An 18,991-nucleotide genomic window follows, 5' to 3' on the forward strand; every position below is an offset into this window, starting at 1 on the left:
TTCCGAAAGCATACCCAGTATACTAGGAGTGTAGATATAGAAAAGAGGTTATAATTATGGTACTAGCTTATATCGCAGGATTTTTTATTATTTTATTTTTGATATTGTTCATTATTGACAAACGGAGAGTGAGTAACGGCATTTTTCTCACACTCGCATTATTTTTCACCATCCTTGCCGTGGCCTATGGTTTAATGTCAACGGATAGCAATCTCATAGCACTCATCGTTGTCGGTGTATTCTTCTTGATTTTGGCACTTTTCCCATTCCTTATCGTCGGTTTGGGTATCGGATTAGTTTATAATGGGCGGCTTATGGCGAAGCGCGAAGGTCGGAAAATACCGAATCTACTCACATTATTTGTTGGCATCATGATTCTTGCACTCATCGTCCTCATCATATTGCAAATCACGATATTCGACTCGGTTTGGTTAAGTATCTTTTTTACCGCATTATTTTTGATTTTAGGCTACTTTTCATTCCTACTTTTCAGTTTCCTGACTTCCTCCTATATTTATCAGTACAATCGACCGCGCTTGCAGCAGGACTTCATTATTGTACTCGGAAGCGGCCTGATAGATGGAAACAGAGTCCCTCCACTGCTTGCTAGTCGATTGGACCGAGCTATCGTTTTTTATTATAAACAAGCTGCGAAAAAATTTGCACCACAGATTATCGTGTCTGGTGGCCAAGGTCCTAACGAACTCGTATCCGAAGCTTTCGCAATGAAAAACTATCTTCTTGATAAAGGGATTCCGGAAGATCATGTCTTGATGGAAGATTTGTCAGTTAATACGTTGCAAAATATGCGTTTTTCAAAAACCTTAATGGATGATTTAAAACCGAAATACCGTAGCATCTTTGTCACGAATAATTTCCACCTGTTTCGAGCTAGTCTCTACGCACGGAAAGCTGGATTAAAAAGTCAGGGCATTAGCTCCAAAACAGCTCTTTATTATTTACCAAATGCACTGATGCGTGAATTTATTGCGATTATTGTGATGTATAAGAAATGGCATATTACAGTCACAGCACTCATTTTATTAGGCATGTTAGCCATAGGAATTGTTACTATTTCTTTTGGATAAACTACACAAGAAGAAGCTAGAACTTACATTTCGGCGTAAGTTCTAGCTTCTTTTTACATATTCTCAATAAAATGAGATGTATCATTCAGGCGTTCAATTTTGAATAGGCCGTTTTCATAGGTAAGGACCGTCACGCTAGCGTTATCTAGCACGAAATCGGCTTTCACACTTGGCTCTAGTTCATGTACAATGTTGCGTATTGTGTTGCCATGCGCCACAATCAGCACGTTACCACCCGTTTCTCGATGCGCATTGACCACGTGCAGAAAACCTTGCTCCACACGATTCCAAAATGTCATAAAATCCTCTGCATCATGCGTTGGATCAGCGACTTTCGTACCGTTCATCGTCTCGCGTACGTTCGCCTTGGCATAAAGTTCTGCTTTTGAGGCGAATCCCATCTTTTTAGCAACGCGGTCCCACGTCATCGCACTCGCATCGCCTTCAAATGAGCCAAAAAATGTTTCTCGGAATTCACTGCGCGGTTCTAGCGTTAAACCAAAACCATGTTTATTTTCCTTTAAAATAAGCTCTGCCGTCGCAATCGTACGGTGCAAATCACTAGAGTAAGCTGCAACAAACTCCGTATCGGCAAGCCCTCGACCGCTCGCTTTCACAATCTCTGTTCCCTCGGGAGTTAATGGTGAATCTGCCCAACCTTGCATTTTCTCATATTTATTTAAATACGTTTGACCGTGACGCACAAAATACAGTGATAATGGTTTATTCATTCCGTTTCCCTCCAAATCGATATGTACTTTCTTTACTATACCATATTTGGAAGGTTCTAAAAAATAATAGAGCTAGCTTATTTTAGTAGTTTTAGCTGCCTCCATCCGATTTTCCACCATTCGATTCGCCGCTTCTGCCGGTGTCACTTGTTCCATTTTTGCAATGTCGAATACTTTCCCAATCTGATCATAAATTTCACCGATTTTCTTTTGTGCACGGGCTTCGTTGTATGTGTTCAATTCATCGGCAATATTGATAACTCCGCCAGCGTTGACAATGTAATCTGGCGCGTATAGAATGCCTTCGTTTGCTAGCATTTCACCGTGTTCCGTTGCGTCCAACAGTTGATTGTTAGCGCTACCACAAACTGCCGCAACTTTTAACTTAGGAATCGTTTCATCGTTCAAAATACCGCCCAGTGCACACGGCGCGAAAATATCTGCTTCAACACCATAAATATCCGCTGGTGCCACTGCTTTCGCACCAAACTGCGTCACAGCACGATTTACGGCTTCGGTATTAATGTCCGTCACAATCAGGTTCGCGCCGTCTTCATGAAGCAATCGGCATAGCGCAAAGGCAACATTTCCGACGCCTTGTACCGCAATTGTTTTATCTGCTAACGAATCCGTTCCAAAAACTTCTAAAGCTGTGCGTCGCATCGCGCTATAAACACCGTACGCCGTCATCGGACTCGGATTTCCGGATGAACCAAAACGCTCGGATATTCCCGTCACATGTTTCGTTTCTTCATGCACTAAATCCATGTCTGCTACTGTGATACCAACGTCTTCCGCGATAATATAACTTCCATTTAAGCGCTCCACATAGCGTCCTAGAGCGCGGAACATCTCGTCTGATTTATCTTTCTTCGGATCGCCAATAATAACCGTTTTTCCGCCACCAAGGGGAAGTCCGGCAGCTGCGTTTTTATATGTCATGCCCCGAGCCAAGCGGAGTACATCCTGAAGCGCCTCTTCCTCTGTTTCATAAGGCCACATCCTGCATCCACCAAGCGCTGGACCGAGCGTCGTATCATGAATCGCGATAATCGCTTTTAACCCTGAAGCCTTATCGTGACAAAAAACAACCTGTTCATAATCATACTTTTCCATATCCTCAAACAACATTGCAATCCCTCCTCATATCTTCTCTCTTATTATACGAAATGAGACAATTGAAGGGAAATTTTTAGACTATATATAACATTTTTCATACTTTGTATCCAAACGTACGACAAAAGACATAGAAAGCGCTTACTTAAAAAGGACAAAAAAAGGCGGAAAAACCTGGGTATAAATCATTACTTTCCGTTATTTTTGTAATATTGCCGTTAGGTTTAATACATAAAAAAGAGACGCCTATCAAAGACGTCTTCTCTCTTATTCAGTTACTATCGCTGTGATTCCTTCTGTTTCAGAGAATCGTAATTCTAAGCCACAGTTTGGATCAAAATGAGCTTCTTTTGTTGCCCAGTAGCGGATAGCTTGGATGAGTGAAAAATGGTCTAAAGCCTGAACTAGTGTGTTATTTTTCATGACATCTGCGCCGAAACCTTTTTGATCATCATATGTCAAAATAACTTCTACGTCCTCTAATTGTAGGCCTTTTTCATGTGTGAAGAAATGGATGACTGCATTGGAAATGTTTCCTTCGTCGAGAACAATCGTGCTATTCCCAGTTTCCTGTGTTGCATTCGTCGTTCCTTGGTGATCGAAAACGTTCGCTTGCGGCTTCGGATTATTGCGGTTACGCCATTTTTGGAAAAGGTAAATCAATAGGCGGATGATGACAATAATCGCGATGACGTTGATAATTAGGGCTAAAATATCGCCGAATGCGCCCATATTACCTAGCATACTACCAAATAGTAGACCAGCTAAGCCACCAAACATTAGGCCGCCCCAGAAGCCACGATTGGATTTTTTTGCAGTTTGGTTGTTTGTTGCTTTGTTTGTCGTGCTGTTGTTATTGCGTTTGACCTGGTTGTTATTTGGTCGGTAGGATCGGCTTGGTGAGCGGTAGCCCTTAGCGTGCGCCTCACTTACTTGTTCATATTTTGATGGCATAATTGTGTTGTATGTCACGGTGCCTAGTGGTGAAAAAACGAGCATCATTGACATCACGAAAAAAAGTAGTTTCTTCAATAGTTTTCCTCCTGTTTTAACTAGATTGTTCGAATCAACTTGCCTGAGCGTTCTGCCATTTAAGCGCAATAAAAAGACCTCACGAATAAACGTAAGGTCTCGCAAACAATCGACAAAAATTGCTAACAATGCCGGGGTTTTATCCCGTACTGACGACATTGCTATACTGCTACTCCCCTTATCGGGCGTACTGATTTTGAATATGATAAGTATAGTATATTACGAGGTGATAAGCAAGTATTCTGTTTTTATAATCCTGAATTATAAAATTACTTCAAATGAAATAAAAGATACATTCCATTAATTTCTTTCTCTCTCTCTAAAAAGTTTATAAATAGCTTAACAGAGCCATTTAAATCGAATTTAAATCATAATTAATTGGCAACTTTTTCAGCAATATATGTATTCTTTATGAATTTCTCATAATTTTAAGCATTTAACTCCATTAGTGTGTTATATTTGTGGAAAGTATGTTAGGAGGAACACAAATAATGTCTCGAAAAAAACTGGTAGTATTTATCTCATTATTTATATTTATTTTTGCAGCTGGATTTTTAATCAATTATTTAATGCAACATAAGACAGAAACTACTGAATCTACACAAGTCGAAAAGAAAGAAACTAGCACTACGAAAGAAAAAAATACCGTCACTACGAAAAAAGCAGTGGAACCTGTAAAGAAACAAAAATTCCAAATGGCTGTCACAGGGGATATTATGTTCGATTGGGATCTCAAGCCTGTATTAGCTCAAAATGGAGCAGATTATCCGTTTAATAATGTCAGAGATAGCCTGAAATCAGCGGACTATACGTTTGTCGATTTGGAATCGGCTGTCACGACTCGGACGAAGAAAGTTCCTTATCAACTATTCTGGATTAAGAGTGATCCTAGTGCATTGAAGGCATTAACCAACGCTGGGGTAGATATGGTGAATATTTCGAATAATCACATTCTTGATTACTATGAGGATGGGTTGCTAGACACCACGGCAGCTTTGCGTGCGAATAATATTGCTTATGTTGGCGCTGGGAAGGATGAAGCTGAGGCTTATGAATTGAAAGTTGCTGATATTAAAGGAAATAAGGTTGGATTTATGTCCTTTTCTCACTTCTTTCCGAACACAGGCTGGATTGCTGGGAAAGACAAACCTGGCGTTACGAATGGTTATGATTTGAATCTGATTACAAGTAAAATCAAAGAGGAACGTGCGAAACATAAGGATATCGATTATATGGTTGTTTATTTCCATTGGGGCGTTGAGAAAACCAATACGCCTGTCGAATATCAGAAACAGTACGTGAAGAAGCTTGTTGATGAAGGGCTTGTTGATGCGATTATTGCTAGTCATCCACATTGGCTCCAAGGATTTGAAGTCTACAAAGGGGTTCCCGTTGCCTACTCACTCGGTAATTTCTTATTCCCTGACTATGTGAAGGGTCATGCAGCTGAGACTGGCATTTATCGGCTGAACTTTGATAATGGGAAGGTCACTGGGAATTTTGAGCCGGGGATTATTTCTGGAAATCAGGTTCATCTGTTGGAAGGCAGCGCTAAAACGGAGCAATTGAATTATTTGCAGTCCATATCACCAGATGCAACGATTGATGCGAATGGGAATATAACCGCAAAATAAGCAGAAAAAGTAGTAGACCTGGTTCGCGGATTAGAAGCGAATCAGGTCTACTGCTTTTATTTTTCTTCAAAAAGGACGACTTTATTCTGCTCGCCGGCTTCGATTAGAGCTTCGATTAGGCGGAGAACGCGGTGTACTTCATTATTTTTTACGATAGGTTCTGCTTTGGCATTCAAAACGGCTGCAAAATTATCGTAGAAACCTGACATATCGGCTGCTACCGGTGTGATTGGGCTTCTCGTTGTGGATTCTTCGGATGGTGGTGCCATTGTTTTTGTGAGACCCTGCCCTGCTTGGATTGGCTTAGGCTCGACTTTGGCAACCGTTCTGTCTGGCGCGATAATTTCACCGCTTAAATCCCAGTCTTGGATGACGGCTGTGCCTTCTGTGCCCTTAACGTACCAGCGTGGCAATTTAACGTAGTTGGTTGTGCCGACTTCGATTAGGGCTGTGACACCGTTTTCGAATGTGATAAAGCTCGTGAACCCATCATCGACTTCATCTCCGAGAATGTAGCTTAAGTTCGCTGATACTGTCTTGATTTTGCTGTCGGTCATGAATAGGAGTTGGTCGAGTAAGTGTACGCCCCAATCAAGGACCATGCCGCCACCTTGGGCTTTGAGGTGACGCCAATCGCCAGGGATTCCGTTTGCACCTTGCACGCGGGACTCAACATGAAATACGTTACCTATTTGGACTTCTTTTTGAACCATGTCGCGCACGATTAGGAAGTCGGAATCCCAACGTCTATTTTGGTGAACCATGAATGTTCGGTTTTCTTTTTCTGCAACCGTGAGAATGGCTTCTAAATCGGCACTCGTGATAGTGGCTGGCTTCTCGCAAACCACGTTTTTACCAGCCTCTAGAGCTTTGATTGCGAGGTCTTTATGGCTATCGTTCGGTGTCGCGATTAGTACTGCGTCTACTTTTTCGTCAGCAAGTACGGCTTCGAAGCTTGGATACGTTTCGAGGCCTTTTTCCGTGGCTGCTTGGATGCGGTTGGGTGCAATATCGTAGACGCCTGTTACGGTGATTCCGCTAGCTGCGCCAACAAGTTCAACGTGATAACTTCCCATACCGCCAAAACCGATGATGACTAGATTTTTCATTATGCCCACCACATGTCTAGCGGTTCGTCGTTGATAAGGATTGTTTGCAAATTCGTCACGGCGCGCTGGAAGCCTTCGTCGATCGACATAAGTGGATCTTCATGCTCGATGCTCACAACGTAATCGTAGCCGAACGTGCGCAGGGCACTCATCATATCGGACCATTCTTTCACGCTATGCCCGCACCCCACTGAGCGGAACGTCCACGCGCGTGTTTGGACATCGCCGTACGGTTGCATATCGAGCAGGCCGTAGCGGTTGATGTTGTCTTGGTCAAGATACGTGTCTTTGGCGTGGAAATGGTGAATCGCACCTTCTTTACCGAGAATCTTGATCGCGCCGACGGGATCGATGCCTTGCCACCAGAGATGACTTGGATCGAGGTTCGCACCGATTGCCGGACTCGTTGCTGTGCGTAGTTCTAAGAGCGTATGTGGCGTATGAACGAGGAATCCGCCGTGAAGTTCGATGCCGATTTTGACGTCGTATTCTTCTGCTAAACGCCCAATTTCTTTCCAATAAGGGATTAACTTTTCTTCCCATTGCCATTTTTTGATATCGCTGTAAACCGTTGGCCAAGGCGCTACTGGCCAGTTCGGAGCTTTCGCTTCGTCACTGTCCCCCGCTGTCCCTGAGAACGTGTTCACGACTGGAACGCCCATCATTGACGCCAAACGGATCGATTTCCGCAAAATTTCATCGGCTGCGCGCGCTTCTTCTGGGTCTGGTGAAATCGGATTATCATGACAGCTAAACGCACTAATGATTAAACCACGATCTTCAAACTTCTTCAAATAAGCCAAACGTGCTTCTTCGCTTGCGAGTAATTCGTCGGTTGGGCAATGATGGTTTCCAGGATTCCCACCTGTGCCAATTTCTACTGCGCCAAGTCCTGCCGCAGCTACCTTGTCCAGCATTTCATCCAAACTTAAATTTGCAAATAGTGGTGTAAATACGCCTAATTTCATGTTATTTTCCTCCGATCTTTTCTAACGGTTCTGCGTTACCGTATTTTGGATATACCCATGAAGTCGGGGCACACCAGTTCACGCCGTTTGTAATGACTTTTTGAATGTCTTGGTTATGGTATGTTGGATACGTTTCGTGGCCCGGCTGGAAGTAGAAAATCTTGCCGTTACCGCGTTTATACGTTGCGCCACTGCGGAATACGTGTCCGCCTTCGAACCAGCTGATAAAAATCAATTCTTCAGGAGCGGGAACGTCGAAATGCTCGCCGTACATCTCCTCTTTTTCAAGGTCAATATATTCGGGAACGCCAGCTGTGATTGGGTGATTCGGCGCAACGACCCAAAGCCGTTCTTTCTCGTCCGCTTCACGCCATTTTAAATCACAACTCGTGCCCATCAGCTTCATGAAAATTCGCGACATGTGCCCGGAATGTAAAACAACCAAGCCCATTCCTTCCAAAACTCGCTTATGGACGCGGTTCACGATTTCCTCCTCGACCTGATCATGCGCGATGTGTCCCCACCAAACGAGCACATCTGTATCTGCCAAAACTGCCTCAGTTAAACCGTGCTCTGGCTCGTCTAGCGTCGCCGTTTTGACATCTAGTCCTGACGCTTTTAAAAAGCTCGCAATTTGACCGTGAATGCCATCTGGATAAATTGCGGCAACTTCTTCGCTCTCTTTTTCATGGCGAAATTCATTCCAAACCGTTACCTTCGTCATTATTTGCCCACCATCTTTCTTAAGTTCTTCAAGCCAATTTCCACACTCACAAGCGGTGCCTTTTCAAATGCTTCCTGCTCAATCACAAACCATTTCACGCCGTTTTGTTCTGCGAGTTCTGCAAAACGTTTCACAGCCAATACACCATTACCGATTTCCGTACTTTCGATTGGCGCACGTTTCATATCTTTTAAGTGAATGAGTGGCATCCGGTCGGCCCAACGCGCCATATATGGCACAACGTCAACGCCCGCATGATGCACCCAATACGTATCCAGCTCGACTTCCAAGCCATGCACACCCGCCAACAATACGTCCAAAATGTAATCATTTCCTAGCTTTTCAAACTCATGCGCATGGTTATGATATACGAAATGCAGTCCAGCCGCGCGAATTTTGTCGGAAATCACTCGCAGCGACTTCGCAAATTCAATCCACTCCGCCTCCGTCTCAAAATCCGCATAAGGACAAACGAGGTAGTCATTTCCAAGCTCCTTTTCAAAAGCAATCACCGCGTCCAGCTCATCACGCAACCGCTCATACGGAATATGCGAGCCTGCAATCCCAAGCCCGAGTTCCGCCAATTTCGCCTTCAAAACCGCCGCTGACTTATCATAATAACCCGCGAATTCCACGCCATCGTAGCCCATCTCAGCAAGGTGTTCCAGCGTTCCGAAGAAATCCTCTGCGCACGCGTCCTGCACACTCCACAACTGAATTGCAATCGGCGTCGTCATTGGAAAAACACCGGTTGGCCCGTCTTCGAAGACTCATAAATCGCCTCTAAAATTTGCGTCACGACAAGCGCTTGCTCCGGTTTCACGACAGGTTCCGTCCCGTTTAAAATACTATCAATCCACTGCTTGGCCTCCAGTTCCTCCGGATTATCGCCCGTACCATCGTAAAAGTCAACGCCACCAACCTCAAGTTCAATCTCCGTTTGATGCGTTTGACCATGCGATTCGCCGTTAATCCGCAAACCATCTTCCATGTCCGCGCCACCTTCCGTCCCGCAAAGCGTCGTCATCGCCTCACCAACATCCAGCGTATTCAGCGCCCAGCTTGACTCGAGCACAATCGTCGCCCCATTTTCCATCGTGATGAACCCAAACGCCGAATCCTCCACGGTAAACTTCGACGGATCCCAAGGTCCCCACGCGTTCGCCGAATTCGCGCGTTGTGATAACTTATGATATGCGTTCCCAACCACATATTTCGGCTTATAATTATCCATCATCCAAAGCGTCAAATCGAGCGCATGCGTCCCAATATCGATCAGCGGGCCACCACCTTGCGCCTCTTCATCCAAGAACACACCCCAAGTCGGAACCGCACGACGACGAATCGCTTTGGCCTTCGCGTAATAAATCTCGCCCAATTCGTTATTCTCACAAACCTCATGCAAAAATTGTGAATCTTTCCGGAACCGGTTTTGATACCCAATCGTCAATTTCTTCCCAGTTTTCACGCTAGCATCAATCATCGCTTGCGCCTGTGCCGTTGTTTTCGCCATTGGTTTCTCACACATCACATGTTTTCCGGCTTCCATCGCCGCAATCGAAATCTCCGCATGTGAAATATTCGGTGTACAAACATGAATCACATCGATTGTTTTATCTGCCAATAACTCCTTATAATTTGTGTATACGCTTGCATCCGTTGTCCCAAAATCCACTTTCGCCTTCTCCGCGCGCCCCACCACGATATCACAAAACGCGACCATTTCTGCTTCTGCCACACTCGCCAAACTCGGCATATGTTTCCCATTTGCAATACCGCCACAGCCTATAATTCCAATTTTTAAAGTCATCAAAAAACCTCCATTTGTTTTATTATCTCCATGATACAAAACAAACCGAGGTTTTTCTTCCTACTTTATTGCTTACTTATTCCCGAATATTGTCCTCCTATATTTAAGCGGCGACACACCCATAGCACGCTTGAAGGCATGATGAAACGTCTTCACACTACTAAAACCCGCCAGCTCAGCCACTTCCGTCACCGGCGTCTCCTCATTTAGCAGTATCCATTTCGCCTTGCTGAGTCGGTAATCGTTTACAAATGTCATAAATGTAATCCCCATATTGCGCTTGAAAAGCTTTGTGAAATAATACGAACTGAACCCGACATGATCCGCGACCTGCCCAAGCGTAATCGTCTCCTGATAATGTTCCTCGACATACGCAAAAATCTGCTGCAATTTCTCAAGCGTTTCCTGTGATTTACTCGTCGCGTCCTCCGCGGAATCACGCACAAGTCTCGGCACATCCCGCTCCAAAACCGCCAGCATCTCGTACAATTTCGCCTTCACAACATAGCGATAGCCCGCTTTGCGCTGCGAACTCTCCAGATGAATCACCTGCATCAATTCCGCAACCAGCTTCGCCACATCCGGATTCCAATCCGCACTCGACGGCGACACATGCAAAAACAAATCGCGCAACCGCTTGCCCTCATCCTCCGTGAGCGAAAACTCCTGAAAAACATTCAAGTCAAACTGTAACACAATCCGTTCACTGTTCGGCGATGCCAAGAAATAATGCACATCGCCGCCATTAATCACATAAATTTCGCCCTCTGCCATCTGAATCGGCACATCATTCACGCCAAGGTTCAAACGCCCCTCAATCACGTAAATCAGCTCAATCTCCTTGTGCCAGTGAGGATACACGATGACGCCACCCTCATTCGTAAAACTCCGCATCGGAAAATCCTTATCTAACGCCGGAAACTCCAAATACAGTCCCACGTCGCTACGCCGCCTCGTTCATATGCATAATCTGAATCAAATTCCCACACGTATCATCAAAAACCGCAATCGTCACCTGTCCATGTGACGCCGGGTCCTTCGTAAACACGACACCAAGCCCGCGCAACCGCTCATGTTCCGCGTACACATCATCAACTGCAAACGACGTAAACGGAATACCTTGCGCATAAATCGACGCTTTAAAAGGGCCCACCGCAGGGTTCTCATCCGGCTCTAAAACCAGCTCCACACCGTCCGGTTCCTCTTTTGACACGACCGTAATCCAGCGAAACTTCTCCGTCACCGGCACATCCTCTTTTTTCACAAATCCTAAAATCTCCGTGTAAAAACGTAACGCCTTGTCCTGATCATCCACAAACACACTCGCTAAATTAATCCTCATTTTTCTCCATCTCCCTCACGTTAAATATGGATTTGTCGCTTTTTCATGGCCAATTGTCGTTACGTCCCCGTGCCCCGCATACACGCGCGTTTCATCAGGCAACACCAACAACTGAGTCGTAATGCTTTCAATCAGCGTATCAAAATCGCCCGTGTACAAGTCCGATCGCCCAATACTTCCTTTAAATAACGCGTCCCCAACGACCACAAAATCGTCAAAAATAAAGCTCACACTACCGATTGAATGCCCTGGTGTCGGTACCACACGGAACTCGAATCCTTCTATAGTATAGTCGCGAATCTCAAACTCGTTCTCCGCAGGCACACAAATGATTTCCTCTTTGCTATATTGCGACATCCCAACCGAACCGTTCAACTCCGGATTCCCAAGCCACTCTTGCTCTAGCGGACTCACATAAACCGGCACCCCGTAATGCGCCCGAATCTCCTCCAGCGCCCCGATATGATCATAATGACAATGCGTCAACAAAATCGCGACCGGCTTCGTTCCCGTCTCCTCGACTTTTGCAATGATATTTTCTGCGTCACTTCCCGGATCGACAATTAAACAATGCTTTTCATCCGAAATCACGTAACAATTCTCCTGCAACAAACCCGTTGCTAAACCACTAATTTTCACCATATTATGCGCCACCTTTTTCTTCTCATTTCTTAAAGTATATCGCAAACGAAAAGATTAACCAAGGAGGAGCATTTAAATATTCGCCATATATTTCTCTAAACCTTGAAGGATCGAAAACTTTGGCTTATAACCAATTTGCGTTATTTTTTCAATAGAAGCATATGAGTATTTAATATCTCCAGCGCGTGCTTCACTATATGCTACAGGAATCGCCATATCTAGCAACACTTCATAAGCCACGATAATGTCACGGAGCGAATGTTTTTCACCAGAACCAATGTTAAACGCGTTTGCCTGGCTTTCCTCTTTCGTACTTAGCAGGATAAGGCCTTGCACAATATCTTCGACGAATACAAAATCGCGTACTTGTTCCCCATCCCCAAATACATGAAATAATCCGCCCTTCCCTCGCCTCACTTGCTGTGCTACTTCCGTTAAAATGGACAACACACCAGAATACGGCGATGCTGGATTTTGTCGGGGACCATATACGTTGAAAAACCTTGCAACAGCAACATTTAATCCGTATAAATGCCCGTAAGAAGTCACATATTTTTCAGATGCATATTTATCGATACCGTAAGGCGTAATCGGGTCAATCACCGAATTTTCCGTTTTTGGTAACGTAGGCTCTGCTCCGTAAACCGCAGCAGATGATGCAAAAATAAATTTGCGAACCGTTTCTTCTTGAGCACGAGCGGCTTCTAATAAATAAATCGTGGCATCCATATTCACTTGATGCGTTGCGAGCGGCCTTTGAACAGATTCTGCAACACTCGCAACCGCAGCCAAATGATAGATATAATCGAACGAAAATGAGCGAAATAGGTGAGCGATATCCGCTTCATTATGCACATTTCCTTTCACAAATAGCACGTTTTTCTGGTCTGGAATATTCTCAAGACATCCGGTGCTTAAATTATCAAAAACAACAATGGTACTCGCTTCCTTTTTGGCTAATGTTTCTACAAGATGGCTCCCTATAAATCCTGCTCCACCTGTTACTAAAATTGTGTTCCTCACTATTGTGGCCTCCTCGTTTGAATGGGAATCAGTTGAAATCATACGGACGATATTTTTGACGCAGTTGGTTTTGTGCATTCGCTCGAGCCATAATCTCTTCTTTAAAGAACAGAACAGCGCCATCTTTTTTTACTTTTGTAATTTTATCTCGATGAATAAGTGAATAGAAATTTTGTTTGGAGATGCACAAAATAGCGAGTGCCTCCGTCGTTGAAAGAAAATAATTATCTAATAGTTGACGTTGCTCTTTCTTATTGAGTGTTACCATCACTCCTCACGCTCCATTCTGAAATAAGATGTCATTTAAGCTCTTAATATCAAATTCAGCAATTACTTTTTGTCGAGCGTTCGTTATAATCTCTGCTTTTTGATCTTCTGTTAAATGAAGATAATCCATAATCGCTCGGCCAAGGGCTTCCGCATTTCTCTCAGGAACCAGAAAACCAGTTTTGCCATGTATCACTAGTTCTGGAATTCCACTATGAATTGTCGAAATCACGGGTTTTCCTTGAGCCATCGCTTCCATCAATGAAACTGGAATCCCCTCCATGTCCCCATCTTGCGCGACCACACTTGGTAAAATGAAGATATCACTCGCACAAAATTGTTCTCTCACCTGTGTTTGATTTAAAAAGCCGTGGAACTTAACCTGATTTGGAAGTCCCAATTGTTTCACCATCGCTTCTAACGCTAGGCGATCCTCTCCATCTCCAACGATGTGCAATACGGTATCTATCCCGTGGTTTTGTAAAAACTGGACCGCATGAATGGCATCAGAAATCCCTTTTTTCTCAGTCAATCGTGCCACGAGTAGTAGTTGCAAGGTCGGTTGTGTGGCTTTAAGTGATTGCATCTGGAATGTTTGCGTATCGATTCCCATGTGATGAACTTGGACTTTCTCTTTTTCTGCACCTAGATAGACTAGTCGTTGTGCCCAAAAATCACTAATCGGTAAAAGGACTGTATCGGAGCTGAATAAAAATGCATAAAAAGTCTCTCCTTTTTGTTTGATTGTTCGAGTCAGGTCATACCCATGGAAAAATGTCAGCAAGCGCCCTGATAATAGGCCTTGATCCTGTAAAATACTTGCGACTAAACCAACATTGCCATAATGTGCAATAACTAGGTCAAAATCTTGTTTCGGTACTTTTTCTGCAACTAAAATGGGTTGCAGAGAATTTGCAATGGCGCCATATTTTTTCTTGTTCCACAGTTTTGCAGTACGGATAGGTGCCTTGATGCCACAAGCAATGCTTTGGATGACGCGCTTTCCTTTATTATCAGGCAAATCGACATACACTACTTTCTCTAATAATCCGTAAGCCGTCACATCCGCGTGTATCTTTGTTGTATTGCCTCTTTTCAGTGCTAAAATTGTGATATCATGGCCTAAATCAATGGCCCCTGTGATTTGGTTTAAAATAAATGTTTCGGAGAGTGTAGGAAACTCTGTTACAAAAAACAAGACTTTTTTACACATTAATTAGTTAACTCCTTTCGCCGTCGCTTGTTTCATATGAACCTTGCCATACGCCCACTTCTTCTCTTGGAACGTGTCTTTTAATGCATTTTTTGTATCTAAAATAAGTGGGCTTTCTGTACCAATTTGTTCAAGATCGAATACCTTGTGCGGCGTGACAATAACAACTAAATCATAGTTTGCGAAGGCTTTATAATCGACTGGGATACTGTTTTGCATGGTTCCAGCGGCGTCTCGAAAAGTTGGAGCCTCTGGATCACAGAACGAAACATCCGCGCCACGTGCACCTAATTGTTCATAAATATGAAGACCTGGAGACTCTCGTAAATCATTGCTGTTTTCTTTGTATGCCATACCAACAAGTAGGATTTTCGAGCCGTTAATCGATTTTTGATGCAGATTCAGTGCTTCCGCCGCATGATCTACCATTTTCTCTGGCATTAAATGATTCGTTTCGTGTGCCAATTCGATAAAACGACTATAAAAATTTTTCGATTTAGCTTTCCAAGATAGATACATCGGGTCAAGCGGAATACAGTGTCCGCCAATACCTGGTCCTGGCGTGAATTTCATAAAGCCAAATGGTTTACTACTCGCCGCCTCAATCGTTTCCCAAATATCTATCTCCATTTTTTCAGCTAAGAGGGCCATTTCATTGATGAAAGCGATATTAATGCTCCGGAATGTATTTTCGAGGAGCTTACTCATTTCAGCGACCTCTGCCGAATTGACGGGTACCACTGTATCAATCACTTGTCCGTATAAAATTTCACCGAGCTCCTTAGACATTTTATCCACGCCACCGACCACTTTTGGTGTGTTTAATGTGTGGAACTTCTTATTTCCAGGATCGACGCGCTCTGGGGAATAGCATGCAAAGAAGTTTTGCCCTAGGATATAGCCTTTTTCAAGCATTGGCGCACAGATGAGTTCGCGCGTCGTACCTGGATATGTCGTACTTTCGAGCGAAACAAATACCTCTTCTTTTGCATACGTGACGATATCTCGCACCGCGTGTTTAATAAAACTCATATCTGGCTCCATGGATTCAGTCAATGGTGTTGGAACGCAAATGATTATGGCATCCGCTTCGTGTAAGATTTCTGGGCTAGCCGACAATTCAAAGGCATCGGTTTCCAAGCATGATTGAAGCGTCTGATTTGAAATATCGGCAATATCCGATACGCCAGCCGCAAGTGATTGAACCTTCGTGATGCTGGTATCATAGCCAATGGTTTGGAATCCTTTTTGGACAAACGCAACAGCGAGCGGCAGCCCTACGTATCCAAGTCCAATAACAGCAATCTTTGCTTCTTTATTTAAAAATTTAGTTTTCATATTTAGTTTAATTCCTTTCTATTTTGAGGTTCTTCCAACAATCGAATAAGGTGATTTGTCACACGCATTTGGCCTGCTTGATTCGCATGATAAACGGAATCATATACTTCTGATGCATCCAATCGAAATAAGTCTGGTGATATCGTTTCGCCAAAATAGGCATATAATTTTTCGAGATAGGTAGTGGACACTTCTTTCGCGTAAAAAACAGGTGGTAACAGTGTCACACGGATGTTATTCGCTCGGCACCGCTTCGTAAATGCAGCGATTTCCTTCATTGTATCTGTCTCTTGAAATGTCTCAGGGAAGGGAATCGCTTTTAAAGAAGCAGGGTCTCGTAGTTGTATATCCAGTCCCAAATAACAACCCGTTTCTGTTAGTGTCGCGCCTTTACGTCTAGCAAGCTTCTCTGGTGTCGCAGAGGATCTGGCATGTTTAAGAGAAATAAGTAGTAGCCTCCATTTTTGTCGGTATTTCCTCCGATTTCGCCAATATTTGCGATAAACAAACGTATCAATCCCGAAGCCAAATACGTAATAGGGCGGATTCGTATACTGATTAAATTCTAAAGGTAACAGCACCTGGTCGCCTGGTTTTAAGTGAGGTTCTATATTATCGAGCAAGTACCGAAAACCTAGACCAACATTGACACCTACATTAAAAGTCGGTTGCCTGAGCCTTTGTTGTATTTCATTCGTATTAAAGCCGTACAATACGCTACTACCGCCCAAGACGACGATTTTTTTTTTCGTACAGGAGGCCAACATCGCTGTTTTTTTAGCAAGTAAGTCCTCCATATTTCGTATACTATCAAAGTTAAACAAACGTTCATCACCTTTCTTTTTACTTTTTATGAACTATTTTTGCTTGCAGAATTTGTCCAGCTTTTAAAAGAAGTGGATCGCGGAATAGAAGCAATATTCCAAAATATACAATCCCGCCAATAAGCACCTGTGCGGCAATCATGATAACAGCGTGCCTATCTGTTAAAAAGTATGTGATGCCAATTTCAAATCCAAAAGCTATCAGACTTGCCACCACATAGGGAATTATTTGTTGTATCATTTTTTTTACAGAAAAATATTTTCTAGCAAAGTAAGCTTGTAGCACACACGTCATGACGGTGAAAATGATATAGGAAACAGCTGTCCCGTAGCTTCCCCATAACTGAATGAACACTATATTGGTACCCAAGCTTATGACCGCCGCAATGAGAACACTGAAGGCATAGCTTTTATTTCTACCTGTAGTCACTAAAATTTGTAAGCCAAAGATACCAGCTAAACCGGAGAAAAATAAACTAGGGGCTAGAATTTGTAGATTAAGGATGGAGGCTTGAAATGCGTTACCTAAAAATAAAGGAATAAAAAGCGGTGCAATCGCGATTAAGCCTGTCACAAGTGGTAGCGTGCTGAGAGCTACATAGCGAAAAGAAAAATACATCGAACGTTCGAAGTCTTCGCTCTTTGCGCCATTATATTGTTTGACCATTCGCGGACTCATGACGGTTGATAAAGCAGTGACAAATACGACAAACAATGTCATCAATTTAAACGCTTGATTATAAAAACCGACATCCATCGCCGAGGTGATATTTCCTAAGATAACTTTATTCACAGCAAGTGGAATTAGCGTAATGATTGGTACGATAGCCACCGTCATAACTGGAACCAGATGTTTTTTCGCTTTCTCCCATTGAATTTCAATGCCCTTCCATTTTCTTAACAGAGGCAACCACGTAACCAGTTGACCTAAGAGAAGCGTCGCTGCATTAATCCAAACGTAAATCGCTAAATCATCTGGTCCTTTCACGAAACAAAAGATACCAACCATCGAGCCCAGCCGTACCACCATATTCCGAATCATGATGCTTTTTATATTCTCTTGTCCCGTGTAGAACCACGTAATATCAAAAATATAGGAGAGTATGGTCATAAGGAACAACATCTGATATTGCTTTGTCTGCAATGTGAAAATAAGATATGCGAAGAGGACAATAATAGAAAAGAAGATTTGTACCAAATATAAGCTGTAAAACTCCACTTTCAAATCCTCTTTACGCTTCACTCCCGCAATCACTTTTCGACCGTAATCTCCCATGCCAAGCGCGGCAAAAGCTGTGAAAATTTGTACAATAGAGCTCACATAGGCCTCCACACCAACATTTTCTGGCATTAAAACACGAATAACATAAGGCATGGTGAAAATCGGTGTAATAATAATGAGTACTTGATACAGTAAAACAAAAATATAGTTCGTGGTTACTTTTTTCATAGATTAAACCGCGTCCTTACCAGTTAACACCTGTTTCACGGTCATACCGATAATTTGGATGTCTAATTTCAAGCTGAATTTCCGTACATAATAACTGTCATAAGCCATTTTTTGACCATGATTCATATTGCTTCGACCATTCACCTGCGCCCACCCTGTCACACCAGGTTTCACAAGCAGTCTCGTTTGTTGCGTTCTTGAGTACAAATCCGTGATGGCTGGGATTTCTGGACGTGGCCCAACCAGACTCATATCACCGCGCAATACATTAAAAAGCTGTGGTAATTCATCTAAACTGAACTTGCGAACGAAAGCACCGATTGGAGAAACTTCTGGATCATTTCCTGATACCGATTTAAAAACAAAATCATCCGGTACACCATTTTCCCAGTCGTATGCATGTTTTCTAGCACCGCCCGGTTGATTACTCTTTCGCATGGAACGGAATTTAAAAATTGGGAACGGTTCATTTCTCAGACCTGTTCTCGTTTGAACAAAAATCACTTTTTCTTTCGGTGAATCTAGCTTAATTAGGAGAGCTACAACTAGAAAAATGGGGCTTAATAAAATGATCCCAATGAGCGCTAAAATAAAATCAATCATTCTTTTGACTCTTCTGTATTCATGGCTGACAACCAATGTTACTTTTTGTTCCATATTTGCTGACACCTCCTTGTTTT

20 protein-coding genes are annotated in these 18,991 nt (G+C 43.3%); 2 read left to right on the forward strand and 18 right to left on the reverse strand.

What is annotated here, in order from left to right:
• Positions 1-56: 56 nt before the first annotated feature.
• Positions 57-1,088, forward strand: a complete 1,032-nt coding sequence (locus HPK16_RS05570; protein WP_181676017.1) for a YdcF family protein — start codon at positions 57-59, stop codon at positions 1,086-1,088.
• 53 nt (positions 1,089-1,141) lie between these two features.
• On the opposite strand, the gene HPK16_RS05575 is transcribed toward HPK16_RS05570, so the two are convergent.
• The 3 genes from HPK16_RS05575 to HPK16_RS05585 all read right to left on the reverse strand — a co-directional run bounded on the left by HPK16_RS05575 (position 1,142) and on the right by HPK16_RS05585 (position 3,967).
• Positions 1,142-1,819 carry a histidine phosphatase family protein gene (locus HPK16_RS05575; RefSeq protein ID WP_181676018.1) on the reverse strand — a complete coding sequence of 226 codons (678 nt, stop codon included), beginning with the start codon at positions 1,817-1,819 and terminating at the stop codon, positions 1,142-1,144.
• A gap of 72 nt (positions 1,820-1,891) precedes the next feature.
• A complete protein-coding gene (locus HPK16_RS05580) occupies positions 1,892-2,950 on the reverse strand; it encodes a Glu/Leu/Phe/Val dehydrogenase dimerization domain-containing protein (RefSeq protein ID WP_181676019.1) in 1,059 nt (352 codons plus the stop codon).
• A 252-nt stretch (positions 2,951-3,202) separates the two neighbouring features.
• Positions 3,203-3,967, reverse strand: coding sequence for a DUF2653 family protein (locus tag HPK16_RS05585; RefSeq protein WP_181676020.1), 765 nt, complete (start codon positions 3,965-3,967; stop codon positions 3,203-3,205).
• 488 nt (positions 3,968-4,455) lie between these two features.
• Here HPK16_RS05585 and HPK16_RS05590 point away from each other — a divergent pair, with 488 nt between their 5' ends.
• The gene (locus HPK16_RS05590) at positions 4,456-5,601 is read left to right on the forward strand and encodes a CapA family protein (RefSeq protein ID WP_181676126.1); all 1,146 of its coding nucleotides are present in this window, start codon (positions 4,456-4,458) and stop codon (positions 5,599-5,601) included.
• 56 nt (positions 5,602-5,657) lie between these two features.
• Here the strand turns inward: HPK16_RS05590 and HPK16_RS05595 are convergent, their stop codons facing one another.
• From HPK16_RS05595 to HPK16_RS05665, 15 genes are all read right to left on the reverse strand, one after another.
• On the reverse strand, positions 5,658-6,710 hold the full coding sequence (locus tag HPK16_RS05595) for a Gfo/Idh/MocA family protein (protein ID WP_181676021.1): 1,053 nt from the start codon (positions 6,708-6,710) through the stop codon (positions 5,658-5,660).
• The gene (locus HPK16_RS05600; RefSeq protein WP_181676022.1) at positions 6,710-7,678 is read right to left on the reverse strand and encodes a sugar phosphate isomerase/epimerase family protein; all 969 of its coding nucleotides are present in this window, start codon (positions 7,676-7,678) and stop codon (positions 6,710-6,712) included. Before HPK16_RS05600 ends, HPK16_RS05595 begins: the two co-directional genes overlap by 1 nt.
• Position 7,679: 1 nt before the next feature.
• Positions 7,680-8,402 (reverse strand): ThuA domain-containing protein, encoded by a 723-nt coding sequence (locus HPK16_RS05605; protein ID WP_181676023.1) that lies wholly within the window; start codon positions 8,400-8,402, stop codon positions 7,680-7,682.
• Entirely contained in the window at positions 8,402-9,139 is a 738-nt protein-coding gene (locus tag HPK16_RS05610; RefSeq protein WP_181676024.1) for a sugar phosphate isomerase/epimerase family protein, read from the reverse strand. The genes HPK16_RS05605 and HPK16_RS05610 overlap by 1 nt, the downstream gene beginning before the upstream one ends.
• Positions 9,136-10,212, reverse strand: a complete 1,077-nt coding sequence (locus tag HPK16_RS05615; RefSeq protein ID WP_181676025.1) for a Gfo/Idh/MocA family protein — start codon at positions 10,210-10,212, stop codon at positions 9,136-9,138. The genes HPK16_RS05610 and HPK16_RS05615 overlap by 4 nt, the downstream gene beginning before the upstream one ends.
• Positions 10,213-10,284: 72 nt before the next feature.
• Positions 10,285-11,151 (reverse strand): AraC family transcriptional regulator, encoded by an 867-nt coding sequence (locus tag HPK16_RS05620; protein ID WP_181676026.1) that lies wholly within the window; start codon positions 11,149-11,151, stop codon positions 10,285-10,287.
• 4 nt (positions 11,152-11,155) lie between these two features.
• Complete coding sequence (locus HPK16_RS05625) at positions 11,156-11,554, reverse strand: VOC family protein (RefSeq protein WP_181676027.1); 399 nt, start codon at positions 11,552-11,554, stop codon at positions 11,156-11,158.
• 15 nt (positions 11,555-11,569) lie between these two features.
• Positions 11,570-12,196, reverse strand: coding sequence for an MBL fold metallo-hydrolase (locus tag HPK16_RS05630; RefSeq protein ID WP_181676028.1), 627 nt, complete (start codon positions 12,194-12,196; stop codon positions 11,570-11,572).
• A 72-nt stretch (positions 12,197-12,268) separates the two neighbouring features.
• Positions 12,269-13,219 (reverse strand): NAD-dependent epimerase/dehydratase family protein, encoded by a 951-nt coding sequence (locus tag HPK16_RS05635; protein ID WP_343064800.1) that lies wholly within the window; start codon positions 13,217-13,219, stop codon positions 12,269-12,271.
• A gap of 28 nt (positions 13,220-13,247) precedes the next feature.
• The gene (locus tag HPK16_RS05640; protein WP_181676127.1) at positions 13,248-13,487 is read right to left on the reverse strand and encodes a helix-turn-helix domain-containing protein; all 240 of its coding nucleotides are present in this window, start codon (positions 13,485-13,487) and stop codon (positions 13,248-13,250) included.
• 6 nt (positions 13,488-13,493) lie between these two features.
• Positions 13,494-14,699, reverse strand: coding sequence for a glycosyltransferase (locus HPK16_RS05645; protein ID WP_181676030.1), 1,206 nt, complete (start codon positions 14,697-14,699; stop codon positions 13,494-13,496).
• 3 nt (positions 14,700-14,702) lie between these two features.
• Positions 14,703-16,037: a nucleotide sugar dehydrogenase gene (locus tag HPK16_RS05650; RefSeq protein ID WP_181676031.1), complete on the reverse strand. Its 1,335-nt coding sequence runs from the start codon at positions 16,035-16,037 to the stop codon at positions 14,703-14,705.
• 2 nt (positions 16,038-16,039) lie between these two features.
• Positions 16,040-16,861: a hypothetical protein gene (locus tag HPK16_RS05655; protein ID WP_181676032.1), complete on the reverse strand. Its 822-nt coding sequence runs from the start codon at positions 16,859-16,861 to the stop codon at positions 16,040-16,042.
• A 19-nt stretch (positions 16,862-16,880) separates the two neighbouring features.
• The gene (locus HPK16_RS05660; RefSeq protein ID WP_181676033.1) at positions 16,881-18,311 is read right to left on the reverse strand and encodes an oligosaccharide flippase family protein; all 1,431 of its coding nucleotides are present in this window, start codon (positions 18,309-18,311) and stop codon (positions 16,881-16,883) included.
• Between the two features lie 3 nt (positions 18,312-18,314).
• A complete protein-coding gene (locus HPK16_RS05665; protein WP_181676034.1) occupies positions 18,315-18,968 on the reverse strand; it encodes a sugar transferase in 654 nt (217 codons plus the stop codon).
• Between the last annotated feature and the right edge of the window lie 23 nt (positions 18,969-18,991).

It is taken from the genome of Paenilisteria rustica, assembly GCF_013820765.1.
Taxonomy (GTDB): Bacteria; Bacillota; Bacilli; order Lactobacillales; family Listeriaceae; genus Listeria_A; species Listeria_A rustica.